Annotated in this window: 21 protein-coding genes; 18 read left to right on the top strand and 3 right to left on the bottom strand. The window is 65.9% G+C overall.

The window, feature by feature from the left end:
• Nucleotides 1–3: 3 nt before the first annotated feature.
• From flgJ to ABL844_RS24910, 17 genes are all read left to right on the top strand, one after another.
• A complete protein-coding gene (flgJ, locus tag ABL844_RS24990; RefSeq protein WP_418129392.1) occupies nt 4–984 on the top strand; it encodes a flagellar assembly peptidoglycan hydrolase FlgJ in 981 nt (326 codons plus the stop codon).
• Between the two features lie 34 nt (nt 985–1,018).
• Nucleotides 1,019–1,537, top strand: a complete 519-nt coding sequence (locus ABL844_RS24985; protein ID WP_126023289.1) for a chemotaxis protein CheW — start codon at nt 1,019–1,021, stop codon at nt 1,535–1,537.
• A gap of 63 nt (nt 1,538–1,600) precedes the next feature.
• Nucleotides 1,601–3,166: a methyl-accepting chemotaxis protein gene (locus tag ABL844_RS24980; RefSeq protein ID WP_418129391.1), complete on the top strand. Its 1,566-nt coding sequence runs from the start codon at nt 1,601–1,603 to the stop codon at nt 3,164–3,166.
• Between the two features lie 6 nt (nt 3,167–3,172).
• A complete protein-coding gene (locus ABL844_RS24975) occupies nt 3,173–3,472 on the top strand; it encodes a hypothetical protein (protein ID WP_418129389.1) in 300 nt (99 codons plus the stop codon).
• A complete protein-coding gene (locus ABL844_RS24970; RefSeq protein WP_418129388.1) occupies nt 3,469–5,187 on the top strand; it encodes a methyl-accepting chemotaxis protein in 1,719 nt (572 codons plus the stop codon). The genes ABL844_RS24975 and ABL844_RS24970 overlap by 4 nt, the downstream gene beginning before the upstream one ends.
• A 104-nt stretch (nt 5,188–5,291) precedes the next feature.
• Nucleotides 5,292–7,004: a methyl-accepting chemotaxis protein gene (locus ABL844_RS24965; RefSeq protein ID WP_418129387.1), complete on the top strand. Its 1,713-nt coding sequence runs from the start codon at nt 5,292–5,294 to the stop codon at nt 7,002–7,004.
• Between the two features lie 109 nt (nt 7,005–7,113).
• Entirely contained in the window at nt 7,114–7,266 is a 153-nt protein-coding gene (locus ABL844_RS24960) for a hypothetical protein (protein ID WP_165909652.1), read from the top strand.
• 18 nt (nt 7,267–7,284) lie between these two features.
• Nucleotides 7,285–8,901: a methyl-accepting chemotaxis protein gene (locus tag ABL844_RS24955; RefSeq protein WP_418129385.1), complete on the top strand. Its 1,617-nt coding sequence runs from the start codon at nt 7,285–7,287 to the stop codon at nt 8,899–8,901.
• A 61-nt stretch (nt 8,902–8,962) separates the two neighbouring features.
• On the top strand, nt 8,963–9,457 hold the full coding sequence (locus ABL844_RS24950) for a chemotaxis protein CheW (RefSeq protein WP_126023294.1): 495 nt from the start codon (nt 8,963–8,965) through the stop codon (nt 9,455–9,457).
• A gap of 70 nt (nt 9,458–9,527) precedes the next feature.
• Complete coding sequence (locus ABL844_RS24945; protein WP_126023295.1) at nt 9,528–11,129, top strand: methyl-accepting chemotaxis protein; 1,602 nt, start codon at nt 9,528–9,530, stop codon at nt 11,127–11,129.
• A 26-nt stretch (nt 11,130–11,155) separates the two neighbouring features.
• The gene (locus ABL844_RS24940) at nt 11,156–12,853 is read left to right on the top strand and encodes a methyl-accepting chemotaxis protein (protein ID WP_418131950.1); all 1,698 of its coding nucleotides are present in this window, start codon (nt 11,156–11,158) and stop codon (nt 12,851–12,853) included.
• Nucleotides 12,854–12,921: 68 nt separating this feature from the next.
• Nucleotides 12,922–14,643 (top strand): methyl-accepting chemotaxis protein, encoded by a 1,722-nt coding sequence (locus ABL844_RS24935; protein WP_418131949.1) that lies wholly within the window; start codon nt 12,922–12,924, stop codon nt 14,641–14,643.
• A gap of 20 nt (nt 14,644–14,663) precedes the next feature.
• Entirely contained in the window at nt 14,664–16,379 is a 1,716-nt protein-coding gene (locus tag ABL844_RS24930) for a methyl-accepting chemotaxis protein (protein ID WP_418117585.1), read from the top strand.
• A 108-nt stretch (nt 16,380–16,487) separates the two neighbouring features.
• Entirely contained in the window at nt 16,488–18,452 is a 1,965-nt protein-coding gene (gene flgK, locus ABL844_RS24925) for a flagellar hook-associated protein FlgK (protein WP_418129384.1), read from the top strand.
• Nucleotides 18,453–18,520: 68 nt separating this feature from the next.
• Nucleotides 18,521–19,732, top strand: a complete 1,212-nt coding sequence (flgL, locus tag ABL844_RS24920; protein WP_418129383.1) for a flagellar hook-associated protein FlgL — start codon at nt 18,521–18,523, stop codon at nt 19,730–19,732.
• 207 nt (nt 19,733–19,939) lie between these two features.
• Nucleotides 19,940–21,937 (top strand): EAL domain-containing protein, encoded by a 1,998-nt coding sequence (locus tag ABL844_RS24915; protein ID WP_184641068.1) that lies wholly within the window; start codon nt 19,940–19,942, stop codon nt 21,935–21,937.
• Between the two features lie 78 nt (nt 21,938–22,015).
• Entirely contained in the window at nt 22,016–23,050 is a 1,035-nt protein-coding gene (locus ABL844_RS24910; RefSeq protein WP_418129382.1) for a GGDEF domain-containing protein, read from the top strand.
• Nucleotides 23,051–23,061: 11 nt separating this feature from the next.
• Here the strand turns inward: ABL844_RS24910 and ABL844_RS24905 are convergent, their stop codons facing one another.
• Nucleotides 23,062–23,388 (bottom strand): hypothetical protein, encoded by a 327-nt coding sequence (locus tag ABL844_RS24905; RefSeq protein WP_418122216.1) that lies wholly within the window; start codon nt 23,386–23,388, stop codon nt 23,062–23,064.
• A gap of 242 nt (nt 23,389–23,630) precedes the next feature.
• On the opposite strand from ABL844_RS24905, the gene ABL844_RS24900 reads away from it, so the two are divergent.
• Nucleotides 23,631–24,656 (top strand): hypothetical protein, encoded by a 1,026-nt coding sequence (locus tag ABL844_RS24900; protein WP_418129381.1) that lies wholly within the window; start codon nt 23,631–23,633, stop codon nt 24,654–24,656.
• Between the two features lie 37 nt (nt 24,657–24,693).
• On the opposite strand, the gene fliR is transcribed toward ABL844_RS24900, so the two are convergent.
• Together fliR and fliQ are read right to left on the bottom strand one after the other, a co-directional pair.
• Nucleotides 24,694–25,479: a flagellar biosynthetic protein FliR gene (gene fliR / locus ABL844_RS24895; protein WP_165909663.1), complete on the bottom strand. Its 786-nt coding sequence runs from the start codon at nt 25,477–25,479 to the stop codon at nt 24,694–24,696.
• A gap of 27 nt (nt 25,480–25,506) precedes the next feature.
• Nucleotides 25,507–25,776 carry a flagellar biosynthesis protein FliQ gene (gene fliQ, locus ABL844_RS24890; RefSeq protein ID WP_126023304.1) on the bottom strand — a complete coding sequence of 90 codons (270 nt, stop codon included), beginning with the start codon at nt 25,774–25,776 and terminating at the stop codon, nt 25,507–25,509.
• Nucleotides 25,777–25,779: the final 3 nt, after the last annotated feature.

The following is a 25,779-nucleotide window of genomic DNA, read 5'->3' as shown; positions in this document are numbered from 1 at the left end:
GCGATGACGGTATCGGCTTCCGATCGCAGTGGCGCGCTCGACCAGCGTTTCGCGCTCGACGTGCAGGGCGTCGATGCCTTGCGGCGCACGGTGCGCAGCTCGCCTGAAGAAGGGCTGCAGCAGGTCTCGCGGCAGTTCGAGGCGCTGTTCATGAACATGGTGCTCAAGAGCATGCGCGAGGCGACGCCGTCGAGCGGCCTCTTCGACAGCCAGGACCAGAAGGTATACCTGTCGATGTTCGACCAGCAGCTCACGCAGAACCTCTCGGGGCGCGGCGTGGGGCTGGCCGAGGCGATGCTTGCGCAGCTGCGCCGCAGCATGCCGTCGGGCCCGCCCGACGCGCAGGCCGATGCGGAGATCGGCGTGAGGCCGATGCAGCTGGAGCCGCTCGCGCCAGGTTTTCCCCTGGGTGCGCGCGCGGGCATTCCGATCGGTTCGGCGCCCGTCGCCTCGACCGCGCGCACCGCGGACCTCGGCATCTACCAGTTCAACAGCGACCGGCGCGCGCAGGGCACGAGCGCCGGTTCGCTGCAGGGGCAGGTCGACGAGTTCGTGGGCCGCATGGGCGCATCGGCGCAGGCCGCGAGCACGGCCAGCGGCGTGCCCGCGCCGCTGATCCTCGCGCAGGCCGCGCTCGAGTCGGGCTGGGGCAAGCGCGAGATCCGCGCCGACGACGGCACGCAGAGCTTCAACCTGTTCGGCATCAAGGCAGACCGCGGCTGGAAAGGCGCGACGGTCGAGACCACGACCACCGAGTATGTCGACGGCGAGCCGCAGAAGGTGCGCGCGAAGTTCCGCGCCTACGGCTCGTACGAGGAAGCCTTCACCGACTACGCACGCTTCATCACCCGCAACCCGCGCTACGCGAACGTGCTGGCGACCGACGACCCGAACGAGGCGGCCCACGGCCTGCAGCGCGCGGGCTACGCGACCGACCCGCGCTACGGCGAGAAGCTGGTTCGCATCATGCAGAAATTCGGCTGAGCCGCCAGAGCGCTCGCCGCACCAAGGAAAAGCCATGGCAGAGACCGCAGCAGCAACCGCAATCCGGCACGCACAGGCGCCGCAACCTCAGGGCGCGGGCACGCGCCTGGAGGTGGTGACCTTCAAGCTTGGCGAAGAGGAATACGGCATAGACATCCAGAAGGTGCAGGAGCTGCGCGGGTACGACGCGGTGACGCGGATCGCGAACGCGCCGGAGTACATCAAGGGGGTGGTGAACCTGCGCGGGATCATCGTTCCGATCATCGACATGCGCATCAAGTTCAAGCTGGGCGAGCCGACGTACGACCAGTTCACGGTGGTGATCGTGCTGAACATCGGAGGTCGTGTGGTGGGGATGGTGGTGGACAGCGTGTCGGACGTGATCACGCTGACGGGAGAGCAGATCAAGCCGGCGCCGGAGATGGGATCGGTGCTGGATGCGGACTACCTGATCGGGCTGGGCACGCTGGAGGAGCGGATGCTGATCCTGGTGGACATCGACCGGCTCATGTCCAGCGAGGAGATGGGCTTGGTCGAGAAGATGGCCGCCTGAGCGTCCGATCCGGGCCCGAACCCACACAACCACGAGACAGAGGTTCCGACAGGAGACACGGACATGATGAAGAACTGGACGGTCGGACGGCGCATGGGCGTCGTCTTCGCATGCGTGCTGGCGCTGGTGGTGCTCATCGCGGGCATCGGCGTGCTCCGGCTGCAGGCCGTGGGTGATGCGACCCAGGCGATGGCCGGCGCCTCGCTGGCCAAGGAGCGGCTTGCGGCCGCATGGCAGCTGGCCACCAACACCAACAGCGTGCGCACCTTCTCGCTGCTCAAGAGCGAAGACCCGGCCGTGCAGGCCTATCTGCAGAAGAACATCTCGGCCACCAGCGCCGTCATCACCGAGACGCAGAAGAAGCTCGAAGCCGTGCTGGCCTCGCCCGAAGAACTGGCGCTGAGCGCCGACATCAAGAAGAAGCGCGGCGAATACGTGGAACTGCGCAACCAGATCCTCAAGCTCAAGGCCGACGGCCGCAAGGACGAGGCGGCGAAGCTGACCGACGCGCAGCTCATGCCCGCGCTCGACGCCTACGACGCGAGCATCCGGGCCATGGTGAGTCTCCAGCAGCAGGAGATCGACAGGACCGCCGCCGCCATCGACGCGAAGTACCGTTCGGGCCGCAGCTGGATCGTGGTGCTCGCCTGTCTGGCACTGGTTGCCGGCACGGCGACCGCATGGCTGCTGACGCGAAGCATCGTGCAACCCATCGGCGAAGCGCTGCTGATCGCCGAGACCGTGGCTTCGGGCGACCTGAGCCAGGAATTCGAAACCGAGCGTGGCGGCGACTTCGGCCGGCTGCTGCGCGGCATGGGCGAGATGGAAGACACGCTGACCGACCTGGTGACGCGCATCAAGGCCTCCACGGACTCTATCGCGGTCGCTTCGCGGCAGATCGCTGCGGGGAATCAGGATCTTTCGTCGCGTACGGAAGAGCAGGCGAGCTCGCTGGAGCAGACGGCGGCGTCGATGGAAGAACTGACCTCGACGGTCAAGCAGAACGCGGACAACGCGCGACAGGCGAACCAGCTCGCTGTGTCGGCCTCGGAAGTGGCGGTGAAGGGCGGCAGTGTCGTGTCCCAGGTGGTCGACACCATGGGCTCGATCAATGCCTCGTCCAGGAAGATCGTCGACATCATCGGCGTGATCGACGGAATCGCCTTCCAGACCAACATCCTCGCGCTGAACGCTGCCGTTGAAGCCGCACGTGCAGGTGAGCAAGGCCGGGGTTTCGCTGTCGTGGCTTCCGAGGTTCGCAGCCTTGCACAACGTTCTGCCGCTGCAGCCAAGGAGATCAAGACCCTCATCGGCGACTCGGTCGAGAAGGTCGAAGAGGGCAGCAAGCAGGTGGAAGAAGCGGGCCGCACGATGGAAGAGATCGTGGGCAGCGTCAAGCGCGTGACCGACATCATGGGCGAGATCACCGCGGCGAGCCAGGAGCAGACCTCGGGCATCGAGCAGATCAACCAGGCCATCACGCAGATGGACCAGGTGACGCAGCAGAACGCCGCGCTGGTCGAGGAAGCCTCCGCAGCCGCTCAATCGCTGCAGGAGCAGGCCGACAGCCTCGTGCGCGCGGTCAGCACTTTCAAGCTCGACGCGCAAGAGGAAGCCCTGCCGGCCTGAAGACCCATGCGCACGCGTATCAGTCCCAGGCGAGCCCTGCGCATCGGCGCGCGCTTCGCCATCCTGCTGCTCCTGCTCGCGATCGCCCTGAGTCTCGGCTTCCAGGCCGGCGCGGGCTACGAGTGGGCGCAGCAGACAGTGTTCGTGCTCGGCGTGGCGGCCTTGTTGACGGCCGTCGCCGTCGTCTGGCTCGTCATGCGATCGGTCACGAGTTCCACCCATGACGCAGCCAAGGTGTCCGACCGGCTGGACCGGCTGCTCGAGCACGTCAACACGAAGATTTCCGAAAAAAACCTTTCCCCATGAATTCGCTTCTCAATCTCAAGATCGGCACCCGCCTCGGCGCGGGCTTTGCCGCCGTCCTTCTGCTGCTGGCAGGCATTGCCGGCCTCGGCCTCAGCGCGATGACCGACATCCAGTCGCGGCTCAACGGCATCGTCACCGGCAACAACGTCAAGGTGGTTCTGGTGAACAGGATGCTGGACGCGATCCGCGACATTGCGATCCTCGACGGCAACATGATTCTCCTGACCGACGACGCGGCCATGCGGGCGGAGTCGAAGAAGGTCGCCGCTGCGCGCGAGCGCTTCACCGAAAGCCGGGGCGCGCTGGCCAAGCTGCTCGCCACGCCGGAGGGCAAGGCGCTGCTCGCGCGCATCGACGAGAAGGTGGCAGTGCTCGTGCCCCTGAATGCGCAGATCAGCGAGGCGGCGCTGCAGAACAGGAACGAAGAGGCGACAGCGCTCTTCATCTCCAAGTTCCAGCCCGCCGTAAGGGCCGCGCTCGCGGAACTCGAGGCGATGGCCGAGCACCAGGAGCGGCGCTCCATGGAGGCCAACCAGGAGGCAGGCGAAGGCTATGCGTGGTCGCGCAACCTGATGCTGGCGCTGGCCAGCTTCGCCGTGCTCATCGGCGCAGGCATCGCATGGCTCATCACGCGCTCCATCACCCGGCCCATCGGCCAGGCCGTGCAGGTGGCCGAAAAGGTCGCCGCAGGCGACATCAGCTCGCGCATCGAGGTGGCGTCGAAGGACGAAACCGGCCGGCTGATGCATGCCCTCAGGGAAATGAACGAAAGCCTCGCCAGGATCGTCAGCGAGGTCCGCACGGGCACCGACACGATCGCGACGGCTTCGGCGCAGATCGCTTCGGGCAACCAGGATCTTTCGTCTCGTACGGAAGAGCAGGCGAGCTCCCTGGAGCAGACGGCAGCTTCGATGGAAGAGCTGACCTCGACGGTCAAGCAGAACGCGGACAACGCACGGCAGGCGAACCAGCTCGCTGTGTCGGCCTCCGAAGTCGCGGTCAAGGGCGGCAGTGTCGTTTCACAGGTTGTCGACACCATGGGTTCGATCAATGCATCGTCCAAGAAGATCGTGGACATCATCGGCGTGATCGACGGCATCGCGTTCCAGACCAACATCCTCGCGCTGAATGCTGCCGTTGAAGCCGCACGTGCGGGCGAGCAAGGCCGTGGCTTCGCTGTCGTCGCTTCCGAGGTTCGCAGCCTTGCACAACGCTCTGCCGCTGCAGCCAAGGAAATCAAGACCCTGATCGGCGATTCCGTCGAGAAGGTCGAGGAGGGCAGCAAGCAGGTGGAAGAGGCCGGCCGCACCATGGAAGAGATCGTGGGCAGCGTCAAGCGTGTGACCGACATCATGGGCGAGATCACCGCGGCGAGCCAGGAACAGACCTCGGGCATCGAGCAGATCAATCAAGTCATCACGCAGATGGACCAGGTGACGCAGCAGAACGCGGCACTGGTGGAAGAAGCCTCCGCAGCGGCTCAATCGCTGCAGGAGCAGGCGGGCAACCTCGTCAAGTCCGTGAGCATCTTCAAGCTCGACGCGAACGCGGTGGCCACCGTGCGTCCCGGGTTCACGCACATCGTCCCGATCCCCAAGCCCGCCAGGCCGGCGCCGAAGCGTCCCGCCAAGGCCTTGCCCTCGCGCAAGGAGCCCTCGGCCGCCCCGCAACTCGCCATGACCGGCGACGCCAAGGGTGACTGGACCGAGTTCTGAGTTAACAAATTGAAGGTCCGAGATTCCGATGCCGATAGCGGGGTGACGGTGTTGCGCATGTCGCGCAAGCATGGGTGCCGTCCCCTGTCATCGGAGGAGGAAGTATGAGATTCAAGGACCTGAGAATCAGCACACGCCTGGGGCTGGGCTTTGCGGTGATGCTGTTGCTTGTGGCCTGCATGGCCGGCATCGGGCTATGGAGGCTGGCCAACGTGAGCCAGGCCACGGAGAGGATGATGACCCAGGCGCTGGCAAAGGAACGCCTGGCCGGCGAATGGCAGAGCAATCTCAGGTCGACCTCGGTCGCCACCATTGCCATGATCAAGGCGCCGGATGCCACGCTCGAAGCCTATTTCGCCAAGCTCCAGTCGACCGGCATGGAGCGTATCTCCTCGGTCCAGAAAGAGTTCCAGTCGAGGCTGAGCACGCCGGAGGAGAAAGAGCTCTACGAAAAGATCATGGTCGCGCGAACCAGGGTGCGCGAGATTGTGACGAACCTGACAACGCTCAAGGACCGGGGGCGGATCGAAGAAGCGCAGAAGATGGTCGACACCACCTTCTCCGAGGCGCTGGCAGCTTATGGCATCGCAGTCGACAGGCTGGACCAGCACCAGCACGACGAGATCGACGCTGCCGCCCGCGACATCGCGGAAGACCATGCCGCAGGCCGGATCATGCTGCTGTCGCTGGCTGCCGTTGCCGTCGTGCTGGGTGCGCTGTTCGCGTGGCGCCTGAGCTCGGGCATCGTGCGGCCGCTGGGCCATGCAGTCGAAGTGGCAGAGACCGTGGCTGCCGGCGACCTGCGCGTGGACATCCGCGTTGAAAGCCGCGACGAGGCCGGCCAGCTGATGCAGGCGCTGAAGCACATGAACATGAGCCTTGCCAAGGTGGTCGGCGAAGTCCGCCTCGGCACGGACACGATCGCCACGGCATCGAGCCAGATCGCATCCGGCAACCAGGATCTTTCTTCCCGCACCGAAGAGCAGGCGAGTTCGCTGGAGCAGACGGCGGCGTCGATGGAACAGTTGACCTCCACCGTCAAGCAGAACGCGGACAACGCGCGGCAGGCAAACCAGCTGGCGGTCTCGGCGTCCGAAGTCGCGACCAGGGGCGGCATGGTGGTGTCGCAGGTGGTGGACACCATGGAGTCCATCAATGCGTCGTCCAGGAAGGTCGTCGACATCATCGGCGTGATCGACGGCATCGCGTTCCAGACGAACATCCTGGCGCTCAATGCGGCCGTCGAGGCAGCCCGGGCAGGTGAGCAGGGCCGGGGCTTCGCTGTCGTGGCGTCGGAGGTTCGCAGCCTGGCTCAACGCTCTGCAGCAGCCAAGGAAATCAAGACCCTGATCGGCGACTCGGTGGAGAAAGTCGAAGAGGGCAGCAGGCAGGTGGAAGAAGCCGGCCGCACGATGGACGAGATCGTCGGCAGCGTGAAGCGTGTGACGGACATCATGGGCGAGATCACGGCGGCGAGCCAGGAGCAGACCTCGGGCATCGAGCAGATCAACCAGGCGATCACGCAGATGGACCAGGTGACGCAGCAGAACGCCGCGCTGGTCGAGGAAGCCTCCGCCGCCGCGCAGTCGCTGCAGGAGCAGGCCGGAAGCCTCGTGCAGACCGTGGGCATCTTCAAGCTGGATCAGGGCGCGGGCATCAGTGCCGCGCAGCGTCCGGGTCCCAGCCGCATCACCCCTGTAGCGAAGCCGGTGAATGCTCTTTACGCGCGCGGACCGGAAGGCAGCGAGAAAGGCGGCGAGCCCGTGCGCCAGCCGGCCATGGCCGGCGCCGACGCTAACGAATGGACCACTTTCTGATAACAAAGGGCTCAACTCTGGCGCGCATGTGCCGATAACAGGACGACGGTGCTGGTGCACCCATCGAATGCGGCGGCCCGGTCTCACGCTGGAGAAGGAAGAAAGAGGTATGAGCTTGAAGGATCTGACAAACGGCACTCGGCCCGGCCCGGGTTTCGCGGCGGCACCGACGCCGATGGCCCTGACCATGGACTCCGGGTGGATCAATCAGGCGATCGTGCGGATGAGCCTGGTCGCGCGGCTGCGCCTGATCCCGGCCTGAGGGGAGGACGAACGGACCATGCGCGTCAATCTTCCCGTCACCGGCATCGAGTACGAACTGTCGCCGGACGCCGCCCTGGTGTCCCGCACCGACATGAAGGGTCGCATCACCTACGTCAACCCCGCTTTCGTCGAGGCCAGCGGCTTCACCGCGGCCGAGCTCATGGGCAAGGCGCACAACATCGTGCGCCACCCCGACGTGCCTCCCGAAGCATTTGCCGACCTGTGGCAGACGCTGGGGCAGGGACTTCCCTGGACCGGCCTCATCAAGAACCGCCGCAAGAACGGCGACTTCTACTGGGTGCTCGCCAACGTCACGCCCATCCGGCGCGACGGCCGTACGCAGGGCTACATGTCCGTGCGCAGCAAGCCGGGGCGCGCCGAAGTGGACGAGGCCGAAGCGCTGTATGCGCGCATCCGCGAAGGCCGGGCGAAGGACATCGAACTGCTGCAGGGCGAAGTGGTCTCGCGCGGCTGGAAGGACCCGCTGGCCCGGCTGCGCCGCATTCCCGTGCGCCAGCGCGTCTTCGGCGCGACCGGCATGGGGGCGCTGCTGTCGCTGGGGCTGGGCGTCTTCGGCTGGATGGAAGCGTCGCGGCTGGTTGCCTCCGCCGGTGCGCAGAGCTGGCTGCCGGGCGCCATGGCCGCCGCAGGCGCGGGTTTCGCGCTGTCCTGGCTGGGCCTGGGCCAGTTCCTGGTGCGCACTGTGTTCCGGCCGCTCGACGAGGCGGTGCACGTGGCGCGTGCCATCGCGGGCGGCGATCTCGTGCGCTTCGACGTGCGGCGCGGAGACGAAATCACCGGCCTGCTGCGCGCGCTCAACCAGATGAGCGCGAACCTGTTCGCCATCGTCGCGGACGTGGGCGCCAACGTGACGGGCGTGATGTCGGCGTCGAGCCAGATCGCTTCGGGCAACCAGGACCTGTCTTCGCGTACGGAGCAGCAGGCGAGTTCGCTGGAGCAGACGGCGGCATCGATGGAAGAACTGACCTCGACGGTCAAGCAGAACGCGGACAACGCGCGGCAGGCCAATCAGCTAGCTGTGTCGGCCTCTGAAGTGGCAGTGAAGGGCGGCAGTGTGGTCTCCCAAGTCGTCGACACCATGGGTTCGATCAATGCGTCGTCCAGGAAGATCGTGGACATCATCGGTGTGATCGACGGCATCGCGTTCCAGACCAACATCCTCGCGCTGAACGCGGCCGTTGAAGCGGCCCGAGCCGGTGAGCAGGGCCGCGGCTTTGCCGTCGTCGCTTCGGAAGTCCGCAGCCTGGCCCAAAGATCCGCAACAGCAGCCAAGGAGATCAAGACCCTGATCGGCGACTCGGTCGAGAAGGTCGAGGAGGGCAGCAAGCAGGTCGAAGAGGCCGGCCGCACCATGGAAGAGATCGTGGGCAGCGTCAAGCGCGTGACCGACATCATGGGCGAGATCACCGCGGCGAGCCAGGAGCAGACCTCGGGCATCGAGCAGATCAACCAGGCCATCACGCAGATGGACCAGGTGACGCAGCAGAACGCCGCGCTGGTCGAGGAAGCCTCCGCCGCAGCCCAGTCATTGCAGGAACAGGCCGATGGCCTCGTGAAAGCCGTGCGCGTCTTCAGGGCCGAGGCCGCAGAGGCCGTCGCGGAACCCGCCTGAAGAACCACGCAACCCCAATCAAACCGGAGAAGAAAAGATGCTGAACAAGGCAAGAGATCCCATGCAACAAGCCGCCTCGGGCTCTTCCGCCACCGGCGTGAGCCGCCTGGAGGTGGTGACCTTCAAGCTGGGCGAAGAGGAATACGGCATAGACATCCAGAAGGTGCAGGAACTGCGCGGGTACGACGCGGTGACGCGGATCGCGAACGCGCCGGAGTACATCAAGGGGGTGGTGAACCTGCGCGGGATCATCGTTCCGATCATCGACATGCGCATCAAGTTCAAGCTGGGCGAGCCGACGTACGACCAGTTCACGGTGGTGATCGTGCTGAACATCGGCGGCCGTGTGGTGGGGATGGTGGTGGACAGCGTGTCGGACGTGATCACGCTGACGGGAGAGCAGATCAAGCCGGCGCCGGAGATGGGATCGGTGCTGGACGCGGACTACCTGATCGGGCTGGGCACGCTGGAGGAGCGGATGCTGATCCTGGTGGACATCGACCGGCTCATGTCCAGCGAGGAGATGGGCCTGGTCGAAGCAGCCGCCACCGCCTGAGCCAGGACCACGGCCGGAGCACTGCAGGGTCGGCCCGGTTTTCAACCTTCCACTCTTGAATGTCCGCATCATGAACTTCCTCTCCAACCTTCGCATCGGCAACCGGCTGGCGCTGGCTTTCGCCATCGTCCTGGGCCTGACCGTGGTCTCGACCGCCATCGCGCTGGTCTCGTCGCGCAACAACGCGGAAGCCACGCGGATCATGATGCGCAGTCCGCTCGCGAAGGAGCGGCTCATCTCCGACTGGTACGTACTGACCTACTCGGCCATCGCGCGCACCTCGATGATCGCCCGCACCACCGACGAGAGCCTGCCGGTGGTCTTCGCCGACGTCATCTCCGACAGCGTGAAGAAGGGCAGCGAGACCATCGCCAAGGTCGAGAAGCTGCTGGTGACGGAGGAGGAAAAAGCGATCCTCAAGTCCATCCTCGAACTGCGGGCGAAGTACCAGACGGCGAAGGACGACGTGGGCAAGGCCAAGGCCGGCGGCGACACGGTGGCGACAGCGCGCGTCTTCAAGGAAATCTTCCAGCCGGCCGCCAAGGCCTATGAGACCCGCGTGCTGGACCTGCTGTCGCTGGAGCGCAAGGCCATCGACGACATGAGCGAGGCCATCGACGCGGCCAACACCCGCAGCTTCAACCTGCAGCTGCTGCTGACCGTGCTGGTCGTGATCAGCGGCGGCGTCTTCGCGTTCTTCATCTCGCGCAGCATCGTGCGCCCGCTGGCGCAGGCCGTGCAGGTGGCCGAGACGGTGGCCGCGGGCGACCTGAGCGCGAACATCGAAGTGCGAAGCCGCGACGAGGCGGGGCAGCTGATGGAAGCGCTTCGGAAGATGAACACGAACCTGGCGAAGGTGGTGGGCGAGGTGCGCTCGGGCACGGAAACCATCGCGACGGCTTCGGGCCAGATCGCCTCGGGCAACCAGGACCTGTCTTCGCGCACCGAGCAGCAGGCGAGTTCGCTCGAGCAGACGGCGGCCTCGATGGAAGAACTGACCTCGACGGTCAAGCAGAACGCGGACAACGCGCGGCAGGCGAACCAGCTGGCCGTGTCCGCATCCGAAGTCGCGGTCAAGGGTGGCGGCGTCGTCTCGCAGGTGGTCGACACGATGGGGTCGATCAATGCATCGTCCAAGAAGATCGTGGACATCATCGGTGTGATCGACGGCATCGCGTTCCAGACCAACATCCTGGCGTTGAACGCTGCCGTTGAAGCCGCACGTGCGGGCGAGCAAGGCCGAGGCTTCGCAGTCGTGGCCTCGGAAGTGCGCAGCCTGGCCCAGCGCTCCGCCGCAGCGGCCAAGGAGATCAAGACCCTCATCGGCGATTCCGTCGAGAAGGTCGAGGAGGGCAGCAAGCAGGTGGAAGAGGCCGGCCGCACGATGGAAGAGATCGTGAGCAGCGTCAAGCGCGTGACAGACATCATGGGCGAGATCACGGCGGCGAGCCAGGAGCAGACCTCGGGCATCGAGCAGATCAACCAGGCGATCACGCAGATGGACCAGGTGACGCAGCAGAACGCCGCACTGGTCGAGGAGGCCTCCGCAGCGGCCCAGTCGCTGCGTGAGCAGGCCGGAAGCCTGTCGCAGGTGGTGGGCGTGTTCCGCCTCGGTGGCAGCCACGCTGCCGGTCCGGCCCATCGGCTGGCGTTCTCGGCACCGGCGGCATGAGGCAGAAGAAGATGGCAAACAAGACAATGCAGTGGTTCCAGAACCTTCGCGTCACGGTCCGGCTGATCCTGAGCTTCCTCGTGGTCGCGGCAATCGGTGCCGCCGTGAGTGCGCTCGGCATCTTCCACATGGGGCGCATCAGCGCATCGACCGAAGCGCTCTACGCCAACGAGCTTCGCGCCCTGCAGGGCGTACAGGACGCCAACATCCGCCTGCTGTATGCCAGCCGCGCGCAGATGACGCTGCTGTCGGCCGGCACGCTCGGCGAGCGCAATGCGGGCGCGAACGAGATCAAGGCGTCCATCGAGAATCTCACGGCACGCGCCGCCGAGGTGAAATCCTTCTTCAGCGAGACCGAAGAAGGCGCGAAGCTGTTCGGCCAGTTCGAAGGACTGATCGGGCCGCTGACGACGCGCATGAATGACTTCGTGACGCTGCTGAAGAAGCAGCCGCTGGACAGCACCCAGTTCGACAGCCAGGTGAGCGAGGACAGCACGCGCCTGCTGAAGGAATCGCGCGGCCTGGAAGAGGTGCTCCAGCGCATGGTCGCCTACAGCAAGGACCATGCACGCGAGCGCGCCGAGCAGGCCGACGGAACCTACAAGGCCTCCAGGCTGACGATGCTGGGTCTGGCGCTGGCCGGCATCGTGGCCAGCGTCGGGCTGGGTGTGCTGGTGGCGCGCCTGATGGGGCGGCAGCTCGGTGGCGAGCCGCAATACGCCGCCGACGTGGTCGGCCGCATCGCCGACGGCGACCTGTCGCTGGCTGTCAGCGCCGACGCCGCGCACGACGGCAGCCTGCTGCACTCCATCCGCAAGATGCAGTCGCAGCTGACGTCGATCGTCGTGGAGATCAAGGATTCGAGCGACACCATCGCCAGGGCTTCGGAGCAGATTGCGGCAGGAAACCAGGACCTGTCTTCCCGCACGGAGCAGCAGGCGAGTTCGCTGGAGCAGACGGCGGCGTCGATGGAGGAACTGACCTCGACGGTCAAGCAGAACGCGGACAACGCGCGGCAGGCGAACCAGCTCGCGGTGTCGGCCTCCGAAGTGGCGGTGAAGGGCGGCAGTGTCGTTTCACAGGTCGTCGACACCATGGGCTCGATCAATGCCTCGTCCAAGAAGATCGTCGACATCATCGGCGTGATCGACGGCATCGCCTTCCAGACCAACATCCTCGCGCTGAACGCTGCCGTTGAAGCCGCACGTGCGGGCGAGCAAGGCCGTGGCTTCGCCGTCGTCGCTTCCGAGGTTCGCAGCCTTGCACAACGTTCTGCCGCTGCAGCCAAGGAAATCAAGACTCTCATCGGCGATTCCGTGGAGAAGGTCGAGGAAGGTAGCAAGCAGGTGGAAGAAGCAGGCCGCACGATGGAAGAGATCGTGGGCAGCGTGAAGCGCGTGACCGACATCATGGGCGAGATCACCGCAGCGAGCCAGGAGCAGACCTCGGGCATCGAGCAGATCAATCAGGCGATCACGCAGATGGACCAGGTGACGCAGCAGAACGCCGCACTGGTCGAGGAAGCCTCCGCCGCCGCGCAGTCGCTGCAGGAGCAGGCCGGAAACCTCGTGCGCTCGGTAAGCATCTTCAAGCTCGACGCAAGCGGCAGCCATGCCGCGCCCCGGGCGCAAGCCGGAAAGCCACCCTTGGCCCATGTCGAACCGTCGCTGCCGACCCCGCAGCAGCTGGCCGTGGCTGGCGACGGCGACTGGCGAGAGTTCTGAACGCGGGCCTGGACCGCAAAGAAAACCGGAACACCGAATCGGCCCTTCAGGCCTCCAAGGAAAAGATCATCAAAGCTTTCTACAACCTCAAGATCGCGACCAAGCTGCTCGTGTCGTTCGTCGCGGTCCTCGTGCTCACGGCCTGCCTGGGCGTGATCTCGATGCTGCAGCTTTCCAAGGTGCACGAGACCTCCACGGAGCTCTCGACCAACTGGCTGCCCGCCACGCGCGCCCTGCTCGAGCTCAAGGGCATGGTGGCGAACTACCGTTCGCAGGAAATGGCGCATGCCCTGTCGGGTTCGTTCAACGAGATGGCCGCGTACGAGAAGGCGATGGACGAATCGTGGGCCGCGCTGCAGAAGATGCGTGCCGAGTACGCGGGCTTCATATCGGAACCCGAGGAGCGCGAGATCTTCCCGGCATTCGAGAAGCTTCTTGCGCAATACGAGCTGGAGCACCGGAAGATCGTCGCCATCTCGCACACGCAGGACACCGACCAGGCCAGCGCGATGATCCGCGGCAAGTCGCAGCAGCTCAGCCGCGAGATGAATTCCGCGCTCGACAGGCTGACGCAGGTGAACCTTGCGGGCGCGGTCCGCGCCGGCGAGACCGCCAACGCCGTGCACCAGCAGGCCAGGCTCTGGGTGCTGGGCCTGCTGCTGGGCGCCGTGGTGCTGGGCCTCGGGCTGGCGCTGTGGATCGCGCGCATCGTCGCCCGTCCGCTGGAGGAGGCGGTGAAGGTCGCGCAGTCGGTGGCCGGCGGGGACCTCACCAGCCGCATCGAGGCGCGGACGACCGACGAGACCGGGCAGCTGCTCGAAGCGCTGAAGGGCATGAACGACAGCCTCGTGAAGATCGTGAGTGAGGTTCGCACAGGCACCGACACGATCGCGACGGCTTCGGCGCAGATCGCTTCGGGCAACCAGGATCTTTCGTCGCGTACGGAAGAGCAGGCGAGTTCGCTGGAGCAGACGGCGGCGTCGATGGAAGAACTGACCTCGACGGTCAAGCAGAACGCGGACAACGCCCGTCAGGCCAATCAGCTGGCTGTGTCGGCCTCCGAAGTGGCGGTGAAGGGCGGCAGTGTCGTTTCCCAGGTGGTCGACACCATGGGCTCGATCAATGCCTCGTCCAGGAAGATCGTGGACATCATCGGTGTGATCGACGGCATCGCGTTCCAGACCAACATCCTGGCGCTGAATGCCGCTGTCGAGGCTGCTCGTGCCGGGGAGCAAGGGCGGGGCTTCGCCGTCGTCGCTTCCGAAGTCCGCAGCCTTGCGCAACGTTCTGCCGCAGCAGCCAAGGAGATCAAGACCCTGATCGGCGACTCGGTGGAGAAAGTCGAAGAGGGCAGCAAGCAAGTGGAAGAAGCCGGCCGCACGATGGAAGAGATCGTGGGCAGCGTGAAGCGCGTGACCGGCATCATGGGAGAGATCACTGCAGCGAGCCAGGAACAGACCTCGGGCATCGAGCAGGTCAACCAGGCCATCACGCAGATGGACCAGGTCACGCAGCAGAACGCGGCACTGGTGGAAGAGGCCTCCGCCGCCGCGCAGTCGCTGCAGGAGCAGGCCGGCAGCCTCGTCCAGTCCGTGAGCATCTTCAAGCTCGACGCGAACGCGGTGGCCACCGCGCGCCCCGGCTTCACGCGCATCACACCGATTCCCAAAACCGCCAAGCCTGCATCGAAGCGCCCCGTCAAGGGCCTGCTGCCCACCCGTCAACAACCCGCAGCAGCCCCGCAGCTCGCCATGGCCGGCGATGCCAAGGGCGACTGGACCGAATTCTGAATAGAGCAAGAGGAAGTCAAATGAACCTGAAGGATCTGAGAATCGGAACCCGCCTGGGCCTCGGCTTTGCAGCCGTTCTGCTCCTGATGGCGGTCATCGCGGCCACTGGCATGCTGCGGCTGGCGAGCGTGGGCAAGGCCACGGAAGACATGATGCAGCGCGCGCTGGTCAAGGAGCGGCTGGCCAACCAGTGGGCCGTGCTGCTCGGGCCCGCGGTCGCGAACTCCTTCGCGATGGTCAAGGCGACCGACCCCAAGTCGATCGCCTATTTCGAGAAGGCGCGGGCCGACAAGTCGGCGCAGATCAACCCGGTGCAGAAGAAGCTCGAGGAGCTGCTGACCTCGCCCGAGGAGAAGAAGCTGTACTCCGCCATCGCCGATCCGCGCAGCGTGGTGCTGACGGTGATCGGGAACATCAACAAGCTCAAGGCCGAAGGCAAGGACGAGGAGGCCATGGTGATGGCGGACACCCAGTTCGCGTCCGCGCTCGCCGTCTACGAGGAGGCCGTGGGCAAGCTCGCCGCGTACCAGCGCGATCGCATCGACGAGTTGGCCAAGGGCATCGAAGCCGATCACACGACCGGCGAGCAGACGCTGCTGGTGCTGTCGGTGATCGCGCTGGCGCTGGGCGCGCTGTTCGCATGGCGCCTGACGGTGGGCATCGTGCGCCCGCTGGGACACGCCGTGGAGGTCGCGCAGACGGTCGCCGCGGGCGACCTGAGCTCGAACATCACTGTGGAAAGCCGCGATGAGACGGGCAAGCTGATGCATGCGCTGCGCGAGATGAATGCGAGCCTTGCGAAGGTGGTGGGCGAGGTGCGCACAGGCACCGAGACCATCGCGACGGCTTCGAGCGAGATCGCTTCGGGCAACCAGGACCTGTCTTCGCGCACCGAGCAGCAGGCGAGTTCGCTGGAACAGACGGCGGCGTCGATGGAAGAGCTGACCTCGACGGTCAAGCAGAACGCGGACAACGCACGGCAGGCCAATCAGCTGGCTGTGTCGGCCTCCGAAGTGGCAGTGAAGGGCGGCAGTGTCGTTTCCCAGGTGGTCGACACCATGGGCTCGATCAATGCCTCGTCCAAGAAGATCGTCGACATCATCGGCGTGATCGACGGCATCGCCTTCCAGACCAACATCCTGGCGCTGAATGCGGCCGTCGAGGCAGCCCGAGCCGGCGAGCAAGGCCGGGGCTTCGCTGTCGTGGCTTCGGAAGTCCGGAGTTTGGCTCAGCGCTCGGCCGCTGCAGCCAAGGAGATCAAGACCCTGATCGGCGATTCCGTGGAGAAGGTCGAGGAAGGTAGCAAGCAGGTGGAAGAAGCAGGCCGCACGATGGAAGAGATCGTGGGCAGCGTGAAGCGCGTGACCGACATCATGGGAGAGATCACTGCAGCGAGCCAGGAGCAGACCTCGGGCATCGAGCAGATCAATCAAGCCATCACGCAGATGGACCAGGTCACTCAGCAGAATGCCGCGCTGGTGGAAGAAGCCTCCGCCGCCGCGCAGTCGCTGCAGGAGCAGGCCAGCAGTCTCGTGCAAGCCGTCAGCATCTTCAAGCTCGACGCCAACGCCGTCGCCACCGTGCGGCCCGGCTTCACGCGCATCACGCCGATTCCCAAGCCGGCCAGGCCGGCACCGAAGCGTCCCGCCAAGGCCCTGCCGACGCGCAAGGAGCCCGCGGGTGCACCGCAGCTGGCCATGGCTGGCGACGGCAAGGGCGACTGGACCGAGTTCTGAGCGGCAGGGCCCTCAACTTTCGGCGGCGGTTGCCGATATAGACGCTGAGGCACCGACGCGATCGGTGCCAATCCAACTCACACACACCTCATCGACAGGTAAAGCCATATGTCCGGAAGTTTGTTCTACACGGGTCTGAGCGGTCTGGGCGTCGCCCGTACCGCGCTGATGACCACGGCCCACAACACAGCCAACGTGTACACCGCGGGCTACAGCCGCCAGGTGGCGGAGATCGCCACCGGCAGCGCCATCTCCAGCGGCTCTGGCTTCATCGGCTCGGGCGCCAACGTCTCGACCATCTCGCGCAGCTACGACCGCTACCTCACGGCGCAGCTCTCCTCGGCGCAGTCGGCCTCGGCCGCGCTCGCCGCCAACAGCACGCAGATCAACCGCATCGACACCTTGCTGGCCGACAAGACCTCGGGCATCGCACCGCTGATGCAGAGCTTCTTCACCAGCGTCCAGGGCGTGGCCAACACGCCGGCCGACCCGGCCGCGCGCCAGCAGATGATCAGCTCGGCGCAGGCGCTGGCCAGCAAGTTCCGCGCGACCGACCAGTACCTGTCGGACCTGAACTCCTCGGTCAATGACCAGATCGTGGGCAGCGTCGACCAGATCAACACCTACGCCAGCAAGATCGCCGGCCTCAACCAGCAGATCAGCCAGATCAGCGCAATGGCCGGCGGCCAGCCGCCCAACGACCTGCTCGACCAGCGCGACCAGCTGGTGAGCCAGCTGAGCCAGATCGTGGACGTGAAAGTGCTGCAGCAGGACAACGGCAAGTACAACGTGTTCATCGCCACCGGCCAGTCGCTGGTGGTCGGCGACTATGCCGCCAGCATGGCGGCGGTGAACTCCGCCGCCGACCCGACGCGCAAGGCCATCGCCCTGCAGGGCTTCGCCGGCAACACCGCCGAGCTGCCCGACGGCGCCATCACCGGCGGTTCGCTCGGCGGCCTGCTGTCCTTCCGCAGCGATACCCTCATTCCCACGCAGAACGCGATCGGCCGGCTGGCCATGTCGGTGTCCGACGCGGTGAACGCGCAGCACAAGCTGGGCGTGGACCTCAACGGCGCGCTGGGCAAGGACTTCTTCACGCAGTCCGTGCCGGGCGCGATCTCCAACGCGAACAACGCGGGCAATCTCGAACTCGACGCCACGCTGACGAATGCCTCGCAGCTCACGGCCAGCGACTACAGCGTGAGCGTCACCGACGTGGCGGGCACGCTCACCTACACGGTCACCCGCCTTTCGGACAAGACCTCGATGGGCAGCTTCACCACCTTCCCCATCAGCTTCGACGGCGTGAGCCTCTCGGCCGGCACCGGTACGGCGCAGGCGGGCGATTCGTTCCTGATCCAGCCCACGCGCACCGGCGCGCGCGATCTCGACGTGCTGACACGCGACCCCGCCAAGGTGGCCGCCGCCTCGCCCATCGTCACCGGCAACACCGCCGGCAACAAGGGCAGCGGCGCACTCGGCGCGGCCACGGTGAACGCGAGCTATCCCGCCACCCCGCTGGCCGGCACGGTCACGCTGAGCTTCGACGCCACCACCGGCAACCTCACCGGCTTTCCCGCGACCTCCGCCGTGACGGTCACGCTGGCCAATGGCTCCACCACCACATATGCGGCCGGCGCGCCCGTGCCCTACACCGCCGGCGCGAAGATGAGCTTCGACGGCGTCACCGTCAGCATGACCGGCGCGCCCTCGCAGGGCGATACCTTCACCATCGGCAAGAACACGGGCGGCGTGTCCGACGGCAGCAACGCGCTGCTGCTGGGCGCGCTGCAGCGCAAGACCACCATGGCCAACGGCACCGCGACCTTCAACGGCGCGTACTCGCAGATCGTGAGCGAGGTGGGCAACCGCGCGATGGCCATCAAGGTGGCGGCCACCACGCAGGACAGCGTCACGAGCCAGATCAAGGCCAGCCAGCAGGCGATCTCTGGCGTGAACCAGGACGAGGAAACCGCCAACCTGCTGATGTTCCAGCAGATGTACCAGGCCAACGCGAAGGTGATCCAGACCGCGTCGACCATCTTCGACGCCATCCTCGGCATCCGGGGCTGAGCCCGATAGCGGATTCTCCCGGCTTCCCCAAAGGCAAAGATTCAAGGCAAGGCAAGGCAGGCAAAGCGATGCGCATCAGCACCCAATCCTTCTACGAGCAGAACGTCCTGGCCATGGGCCAGCAGCAGCAGAAGCTGTTCAGGGTCCAGCAACAGCTGGCGACCAACTCCAGGTTTCTCTCGGCCGGCGACGACCCGGTGGGCGCGGCGCGCGCGCTGGGCACCAGCCAGTCGCTGTCGGAGATCTCGCAGTACGCCACCAGCCGCCAGCGCGCGTCGCTGGCGCTGTCGACCGAGGAGAACGCGCTCGACTCGGTCACCTCGATCCTGCAGAACATCAAGACGCTCACCGTGGCGGCCGGCAACGGCACGATCTCGGATGCCGACCGCGCATCGCTCGCCACCGCCATCCAGAGCGCCTACGACCAGCTCGTGGGCGTGGCCAACACCGACGACGGCAACGGCCAGTACCTGTTCGCGGGCTTCAAGAGCGGCTCGCCGCCCTTCGTGGCCACGGCCGGCGGCGGCGTGCAATACGTGGGCGACCAGGGCCAGCGGCTGATGCAGGTCGACGTGGCGCGCCAGATGCCGACCTCGGACGACGGCCGCGCCATCTTCCAGTCGGTGCAGGGCAGCGCGGGCTACGTGGCCTCGGCCGCCGCGAGCAACACCGGCACCGGCGTGTTCGGGCCGGTGAGCGTGACCAACGCCACCGCGCCCAACTACGGCAAGGACTTCACCATCACCTTCAGCGCCACCGACTACACGGTGACGACCAAGGACACGCCGCCCGTGGTCGCGGCCACCGGCCCGATCACGCCGGACACGCCCATCTCCTTCGGCGGCGTGCAGATCAAGTTCACCGGCACGCCGGCGGCGGGCGACAGCTTCGACGTATCCACCGCGCAGAACGCCGGCACCGACGTGTTCGCCGCCATCGGCGAACTGGTGACCGCGCTGCGCACCCCGCTGGCCGGCGGCGGCGCGGCAGCGCAGGCCAAACTGCAGAACGCGCTTGCCACTGCCAACGTGAAGGTGACGAACGCGCACGACAACGTGCTCACGGTGCTGTCGTCGGTCGGTTCGCGCCGGAGCGAGATCGACGCGCTGGATTCCGGCGGCGCGGCGCGCAAGCTGCAGGAGGAGGCGTACCTGTCCTCCATCGAGGACCTCGACCCGTACAGCGCGATCGCGGAGTTCTATCAGCGCCAGTCCTCGCTGCAGGCGACACAGATGACCTTCGCCAAGCTGAACAGCATCTCGTTGTTCAATTACCTGTAGCGTGGAAAAAGGGCGCCGCGGGATCCGGCCGACGGCTTTTGAAGAAACAACAAACAAGTAAAAAGAGAACAAAAAAAGTCCTTGAGCGCCGGGTCCGAAGGCGTAAGACGGGTGCCGCGTCGCAGGGCTGCAAGCGCAGGCACGACGAGCAGGTGAGGTGTCCGCGAAGGCGCGGGCAGCGTGGCAAGAAAACCAGGGAGCACGGGCATGTGGGAATTCGTTCTTTCCGCGTGGAAGGCCGAACTGGCCAACTATCCCATTCTGCTGATGCAGTCGGCGGCGATGCTGGGCGTCTTCAGCTTGGTGCTGATGCTGTCGAACGTGTCGAAGGGGGGCGAGGCGGTGCTGAACGCGCGCGCCAGCTTCTATGGCTGGACGCTGGGCCTCACCGGCTTCGTGCTGCTCGCGATGGCGTTCCAGCTGATGAACCTGCCGTCCAAGCCGTACATCGGCTCCGACCTGCTCTTCATGGCGGGCATGCTGGGCGGCTGGCGCGGCGGGGGCATCTGCTGGGCGCTGCTCGTGGGCGGCCGGTTTCTCTTCGGAGGAGCGCACCAGGCGCCTGCCTTCGTGCTCGACATGTCCATGCTGGTCCTCGGCGGCATCGTCATGCACTACCGCATCGGCTACAAGCCGATCACCTCCTTCGGCTGGCGCGACGTACGCAACGCATGGCTGGTGCGGGTGGCGTTCTCCATGCTCGCCACCGGGCTGATCCAGGTGCTCGCGCTGGTTCCTTCGCACATCAACGCGCGCGTTTTCGCGCTTCGCATCCTCGGCTGCGCGCTGTCGCTGCTGATCATCGGCTGCATGCTCGCCCTGCTTCGCAGGGAAGCGAGGGAACGCGAGTCTCATGCCCGTGCGCTCTCCATGTCGCACACCAACCTGCTGACCGGGCTTCCGAACCGGCTTGCGCTCGGGGAATTCCTCGAAGAGTTGCTGGCGGCCGGCGACAGGCAGCATGTGCTGATGACCTTCCAGGTCGCGAATCTCAAGGAAATGGTGCGCGCCCTCGGCCACGACTGGACGGACCACTTCTGGGGCGAGCTTTCCTCGAGTCTGACCCAAGGGCAGGCCGGCCGGACGCTGGAAGCCTTCAAGCCCCGGATCTATCAGTTCAGTGATCTTTCGCTGATCGTCGTGCTGCAGGGCGTGTCGCTGGAGTGGATGGAGCAGGAGCAGATGGCGCTGAGGGTGCAGGCGGAAGCGATGGCGGCGCTGCGCAACACCCATGTCGCCTACATGCAGCTGCAGCTGCGCATCGGTGTCTCGAACGCGCGGATGGGGCCGCAGGTCAACGTCGCCTCGATACTGCGCGACCTGAGCCTCGCCCTGCAGAGCAACGAACAGATGGTCCGCTACTTCCATTCGTCCTTCGCGGAGCAGTCCGATAAGGACGAAGACGTGCGCCGCCAGCTGATCGAATGGATCCACACGGCGAACCCGCCAATGCAGTACCAGCCCAAGTTCCACCTGATGACGCGCCACGTGTGCGGGGCAGAAGCCCTGCTGCGGGCGCAGTCGGTGAAGCAGCAGCCACTGCCGCCGCCCTACGTGATCGAGATCGCGACCCGCCACCAGCTGCTGTCGCAATTCGAGTGGTGCACCCTGGAGGTGGTCGCGCGCGACATCAAGCGCTGCCTCGCGGCAGGCTACCCGATACCGCTGGCCGTCAACATCTCCGCGACTACGCTGACGCTTCCGCGCTTCGGCGATCGCGTGCTGGCTTTTCTCGACCTGCTGAGCGTTCCGCCGCAGCTTCTCTTCATCGAGATCACCGAAAGCGGCCACGTGCCCGACGTGGAAACGGTACGCGCCAACATCGTCGTGCTGCAGCGCGCGGGCGTGGGCCTGTCGCTCGACGACTTCGGCACCGGCTATTCCGCGCTGACCACACTGGCGACCATTCCGTTCACCGAAGTGAAGATCGACCACAGCATGATCGCGCGCATTGACCAGCCGCGCATGCGCGAGGCCGTCGCGCTCGCGCTGGAGAGCGCGACCCGCTACAACGCGGCGCTCGTCGCGGAGGGCGTGGAGACCGAGGCCCAGTCCGCGCTACTGCTGGAGATGGGCGTGCTCTTCGGTCAAGGGTACCTTTTCTCCAGGGCGGTTCCGATGGACGAGCTGATCCAGATGGCCCGCCGCAAGGGCGCGTTCTGCGCGGACGGAACGCTCAGGAGCCCGAGGCCGATACGGGTCTGAGAGCGAAGAGCTGCCGTCCTCCCAGTGTCCATCCGACCGCGCGAGCGGCGTGAACCACCAGGTTGCAGGTCTCCGATCATGATCCTTCGCCATTCATCCATCGACGAGCGGGCCCGGCTGGAAGACTATCTCCGGCTCATCAAGCCGATCTCACTGGGCACGCAGCTGATGGGGCTCGTGTTCTGGGCGGCCGCATGGTGGCTTGCGGATCCGAGCTACCACTACGCGACCTGGCAGCTGGCGCTGCTCGCATGCTGCGTGGTCGTGTCGATCGCCGCAAGCTGCGCGACCCGATTCCTTTCGTTCTTCTCGATCATCTCCGTCTGGCTGCTCTGCCTGGGCTTTTCCATGCTCATGTCGGAAAGCCCCGATCGAGAGGTGTGGGCGATCTCCATGAGCGTGATCGTCTCGGTGGTGGGCGCGCCGCTTTTCTCCCGGCTGAGCCTGTCGGCGCTGGCGAGCGCAGGGGCATGGCTGATCATGGGGCGCGGCGACTGGGTGGGCACTCCCCATGGCCTGGATTCCGGCTGGACCCTGCTGATGCCTTGCGGAACCATCATGATGGGGCTGCTGCTGAACGTCATCTTCACGACGCTGCACCGCGAGAGCCTGCGGCTGCGCCAGGAGCTCGAAGCGCTCGCCTACAAGGACGTGCTCACGGGCATTCCCAACCGCCGCAAGCTCCTGGCCGACGTCCAGCATCTTCACGAGCAGGGGCGGCTCGGCGACGGATGCTTCCTGATGATCGACGTGGACGACTTCAAGAAAATCAACGACGACTTCGGCCATGCGGCCGGCGACCTGGCGCTGCAGCGCGTCGCGGCCGTGCTCAGGGAGGCCGCGCTCGGCCATGCCTTGGGCAGGCTCGGCGGCGAGGAGTTCGGCGTCGTGCTGACGGGCGGCGGCACGGCGCATGCGCAGTCGATGGCCGCGCGCATCATCGAGCAGGTGCGCGGCATCCGCATCGAAGGCCGTCTCGTCACTGTAAGCGTGGGCATCTCCGGCGTGGCCGGCCATCGCATTCCGGCGGAGCTGATGCGGGAGGCCGATGTTGCGCTGTACGAGGCGAAGCGAATGGGCAAGGACAGGTTCGCCTTGCACGGCGCGGATTGAGCCCGCTGCATTCACCGCGGACCGCCCGCATCCAAGGCAATGCGCAACGACTGAAGCGCGGAGTCGGCCGTTTCGATCCTTCGTTTCAACTCCTCATTCACCACCCGCACCAGCGCTCCGAGTTCGGTACGGGTCGGATGGATCTCTTCCGTGTCGTTCACGGTCTGCGAAACGATGAGCTTTTCAAGGCCCGCATATGCATGCTGCAGCTCGTGGAGGCTGTCGATGTCATCGCTTGCCTGCAGCGCAAGCGATTCGACGATGGCGGTTTCGGATGATTCGGGAGAGGAAGAGGCGCGCGCGGATGCGCGGGCAGATGCGCGAGCAGATGCAGCCATGAAAGGCCTCCAAGGGTTTCGGTTTGCTGAAACAGCCGCACTCAACGCCAATTGAGGGCGGCGGCTCGACGAGTTGGCGTACCGGGAAACCACTTGCGTGAAACCGGCCGGGCTCGCGCCCGCCCGTCGAGCCGCCAAAACTGGAGGCACGAACGACGAAGCCGCAGACCCTGCGGGGTGACTGCGGCTTGCGTCGCAGTGATTTCAGCGGGACGCCAATCCCGATCACGCCTGTTTTTGACGTGACAGCGGCCAGTATATCTACGCAGCTATCCACGACGCTGGAACAATCCCCCGGTCCGCGCGAATGGCGAAATCTGCCGCGCGAGGCCCCAACATCGAAACCACAGGACCTGATGAACACCGAAGACCTGACCCCTCTGCTGCTCGACGCCCTCGGCAAACGCATCGACGACCCCGCCGCCATCCGGCTTGCGGAAGCCCTCGGCAAGAAGCCCTTCAAGAACGCGACGCCGGGCAACCGCTGCGACATCGGCAATCGCAGGCTCGGCATCGAAGTCATCGCAGAGATGAACCTGGCCACGCGCTCGCATTTCCCGCCGCGCAAGGACGGCCGCAAGTGGGTCACCTGGGTGTCGGCCGCCTTCATCTATCCGAATTACCGCGGTTCGCTGCCCGCGGGCTTCGACTGGAAGATGGACGACGCGGCGCTGGGCGAGCGCTTCAGGCGGCGGGTCGAAGGCGCGGTGGAGGAAGTGCGCTTCACGCTGCCGGCTCCCGGGGAGGGCCTGCGGGCGAAGGTCTCCATGAACTCCGATGGCTTGCCCAAGCACATGCTGCTGGGCGTGGACGAGGAGGAGACCTACGCCACCATCTATCCCGGCAGCAAGCCGGAGCATTCCGTGGAAGAAGGCTTTTTCGCGAGCTGGTGCGCGCTCAACGGCATCCTGCGGGAAGACCGGCTGGCCGCCGGCCAGCTCGATGCGCTGCGCCAGCGGGAGCTGTCTCCGCTGGCCTTCCTGTCTTCCAGCCTGGGCGGATTGCTGTGGCGAAACGACGTGCGCCCCGAGCATGAGGCCTTCTGCCACGCCTACATGAACCGCCTGATGGAGCCCGAGAAGGCGTCGGCGCTGTTCGACACGGAGGAAGTGTTCGGCGACAGCAACAGCTGGCGCAAGCCGGGCGAAGCGATGACGCAGGACGGCTGGGAGAACTTCGACCGGATTGCGCCGCGCTATACCCAGCGCCTTGAGCAGTGGCGCAGGCGCGAGATCCGTTCCATGGTCGACAGACCGGACGAAGCCTAGGCGACGCTGCAAGCCGGGGATTCGCGGAAGCCTTGGATCAGGGCCGCAGCCCCTGCGTGAACCGCAGCATGCCCGCGATGCCCTGCGCGAAGCGCGGCTCCAGGAAGGCGCCCAGGTTCGGCATCAGCAACTGCAGCATGAAGATGCCCGCCAGCAGCGTCAGCGGAAAGCCCACCGCGAAGATGCTGAACTGCGGCGAGGCGCGGTTCAGGATGCCCATGGCCAGGTTCAGCGTGAGCAGCGCGGTGATGAGCGGCAGCGACAGCATCAGCCCGCTGGAAAAGATCTCGCCCCCGCCCAGCACCAGGAACATCCAGCCACCGGAAGCCAGCGGCGCATCGGCCACGGGCAGGGTGTGGAAGCTCTCGGCCAGGGCGTTGAGCATCAGCAGGTGCCCGTCGAGCGCCAGGAAGATCAGCATCGCGAGCATGTTCAGCAACCGTGCCACCACCATGGTGCTGCCATGGCTCATCGGATCGAAGAAGGACGCGAAGGACAGGCCCATCTGCAGGCCGATGTATTCGCCCGCCGCCAGCACTGCCGCGAACACCAGCCGCATGCTGAAGCCCATGGCCGCGCCGATCAGCACCTGCTGCAGGATGATCCAGATGCCTCCCGCCGACACCACCGGCACGGCGGGCATCGGTCCGATGGTGGGCGAGACCACGAAGGCCAGCATGGCGGCCATGGCCACCTTTACCTGGCGCGGCACCCAAGGCTCGCCGAAGACGGGCGCGGTGCTCACGAGCGCAAGCATGCGCACGAAGGGCCAGAGGAAAGCGACGATCCAGCCCTCGAGCTGGGCCGAGGTGACGGAGACGATCGACGGCGTCACGTCGAAGGCGGGCCGTCAGGCCAGCAGCTGCGGTATGCCCGAGAACAGCGCGCGCATGTAGTCCAGCATGCGGTCGAGCATCCACGGGCCCGCGACCACCAGCGTCGCGAACACCGCGAGCAGCTTCGGGATGAAGGAGAGCGTGGCCTCGTTGATCTGCGTGGCGGCCTGGAAGATGCTCACCACCAGGCCGATGACCAGCGCCACCAGCAGCAGCGGCGCGCCGATCAGCAGCGAGATCTCCATGGCCCGGTGGCCCATGGTCATGACGGATTCGGGTGTCATCTC

It is taken from the genome of Variovorax sp. 278MFTsu5.1, assembly GCF_048305045.1.
Taxonomy (GTDB): domain Bacteria; phylum Pseudomonadota; class Gammaproteobacteria; order Burkholderiales; family Burkholderiaceae_C; genus Variovorax; species Variovorax guangxiensis.
This window is presented reverse-complemented; position numbering and strand designations above follow the sequence as displayed.

Coding starts and splice junctions, on each gene's coding strand:
- ABL844_RS24985 (WP_126023289.1), top strand. CDS start 1,019: ATGGCAGAGACCGCAGCAGCAACCGCAATCCGGCACGCACAGGCGCCG.
- ABL844_RS24940 (WP_418131950.1), top strand. CDS start 11,156: ATGCAGTGGTTCCAGAACCTTCGCGTCACGGTCCGGCTGATCCTGAGC.
- flgJ (WP_418129392.1), top strand. CDS start 4: ATGACGGTATCGGCTTCCGATCGCAGTGGCGCGCTCGACCAGCGTTTC.
- ABL844_RS24905 (WP_418122216.1), bottom strand. CDS start 23,388: ATGGCTGCATCTGCTCGCGCATCTGCCCGCGCATCCGCGCGCGCCTCT.
- ABL844_RS24910 (WP_418129382.1), top strand. CDS start 22,016: ATGATCCTTCGCCATTCATCCATCGACGAGCGGGCCCGGCTGGAAGAC.
- ABL844_RS24965 (WP_418129387.1), top strand. CDS start 5,292: ATGAGATTCAAGGACCTGAGAATCAGCACACGCCTGGGGCTGGGCTTT.
- ABL844_RS24955 (WP_418129385.1), top strand. CDS start 7,285: ATGCGCGTCAATCTTCCCGTCACCGGCATCGAGTACGAACTGTCGCCG.
- fliQ (WP_126023304.1), bottom strand. CDS start 25,776: ATGACACCCGAATCCGTCATGACCATGGGCCACCGGGCCATGGAGATC.
- ABL844_RS24960 (WP_165909652.1), top strand. CDS start 7,114: ATGAGCTTGAAGGATCTGACAAACGGCACTCGGCCCGGCCCGGGTTTC.
- ABL844_RS24950 (WP_126023294.1), top strand. CDS start 8,963: ATGCAACAAGCCGCCTCGGGCTCTTCCGCCACCGGCGTGAGCCGCCTG.
- ABL844_RS24930 (WP_418117585.1), top strand. CDS start 14,664: ATGAACCTGAAGGATCTGAGAATCGGAACCCGCCTGGGCCTCGGCTTT.
- ABL844_RS24970 (WP_418129388.1), top strand. CDS start 3,469: ATGAATTCGCTTCTCAATCTCAAGATCGGCACCCGCCTCGGCGCGGGC.
- ABL844_RS24975 (WP_418129389.1), top strand. CDS start 3,173: ATGCGCACGCGTATCAGTCCCAGGCGAGCCCTGCGCATCGGCGCGCGC.
- ABL844_RS24980 (WP_418129391.1), top strand. CDS start 1,601: ATGATGAAGAACTGGACGGTCGGACGGCGCATGGGCGTCGTCTTCGCA.
- flgL (WP_418129383.1), top strand. CDS start 18,521: ATGCGCATCAGCACCCAATCCTTCTACGAGCAGAACGTCCTGGCCATG.
- ABL844_RS24945 (WP_126023295.1), top strand. CDS start 9,528: ATGAACTTCCTCTCCAACCTTCGCATCGGCAACCGGCTGGCGCTGGCT.
- ABL844_RS24915 (WP_184641068.1), top strand. CDS start 19,940: ATGTGGGAATTCGTTCTTTCCGCGTGGAAGGCCGAACTGGCCAACTAT.
- flgK (WP_418129384.1), top strand. CDS start 16,488: ATGTCCGGAAGTTTGTTCTACACGGGTCTGAGCGGTCTGGGCGTCGCC.